General features: G+C 54.4%; 1 protein-coding gene. It reads left to right on the top strand.

Annotated features, from left to right (window positions below; genetic code table 11):
• Positions 1-62 precede the first annotated feature (62 nt).
• Positions 63-1,177 (top strand): IS3 family transposase gene (locus tag LOL23_RS18910; RefSeq protein ID WP_237174137.1). Its coding sequence is split into 2 segments (ribosomal slippage): positions 63-315 and positions 315-1,177, totalling 1,116 coding nucleotides; the frame shifts between segments, so codons are not numbered across the junction.
• The last annotated feature ends 16 nt before the right edge of the window (positions 1,178-1,193 follow it).

Raw genomic sequence — 1,193 nt, 5'->3', positions numbered from 1 at the left:
GGTAATCCCCCCGTATAACCGCAGTGATCGAAGGTAGAATTTCCATAACAAGGAAATTCGCAATGAAGCAATCCCGATTCACCGACAGCCAGATCATGGCGATTCTTAAACAGGCCGAAGCCGGCACGCCCGTGCCGCAGCTGTGCCGCGAGCACGGCATGAGCAGCGCCTCGTTTTACAAATGGCGTGCCAAATACGGTGGCATGGACACCTCGATGATGGCACGCCTGAAGGAGCTTGAGGCTGAAAACAGGCAGCTTAAGAAGATGTACGCCGAAGAGCGCCTGAAGGCTGAAATGGTGCAGGAAGCGCTACGAAAAAAGTGGTAGCGCCATCTCGACGCAAAGAGATGGCGCGGTGTGCCATTGAATACTTTAAATCCAGTATCCGCCTGGCCTGCCAGGCGTTTGGTATCAGCCAAAGCGCCTACCATTATCAGGCCAAACACGCCAAGGAAGATGACGTGATCGCCGACTGGTTGATCCGCTTAACCACGGCCCAACGCAACTGGGGCTTTGGCTTATGTTTCCTGTACTTACGCAACATCAAGGGCTTTACGTGGAATCACAAAAAAGTGTATCGAGTCTATCGCGAACTGGAGCTGAACCTGCGCATCAAGCCCAAGAAACGCCTCGTGCGCGAGCGACCAGACCCGCTGGGCACCGCCACCGATATCAACCAAATCTGGTCCATGGATTTTATGCATGATCAACTGACCGATGGTCGCAGCATCCGGCTGTTCAATGTGGTCGACGACTTTAACCGCGAGGGTTTAGGGATCGAGGTGGACTTCTCGCTGCCGGCTGAGCGCGTGACGCGGGCCCTCGACCAGATCATCGAATGGCGTGGCAAGCCGGCCTGTGTACGATGCGACAATGGCCCCGAATACATCGGAAAAACGATGCTCGAATGGGCCACCAAACGACGCATTACGATCATCCACACCCAACCCGGAAACCCACAGCAAAATGCCTATGTCGAGCGCTACAACCGAACCGTGCGTTATGATTGGCTCGCCCAAAATCTGTTTGGCAGTCTAGACGAAGTTCAGCTTGGCGCCACCGCCTGGCTCTGGACCTACAACAACGAACGACCCAACATGGCCTTGGGCGGCATCACTCCGAAACAGAAATTAGCCAGTAAACATTTAACCGATTCTACTGCCGCTTACTGCTGAAAATGGGGGGACTACC

Source organism: Paracandidimonas lactea (genome assembly GCF_021653995.1).
GTDB lineage: Bacteria > Pseudomonadota > Gammaproteobacteria > Burkholderiales > Burkholderiaceae_B > Allopusillimonas > Allopusillimonas lactea.
Note: the sequence above shows the minus strand (reverse complement) of the source record. Positions and strands in the feature narration are given on the sequence as shown.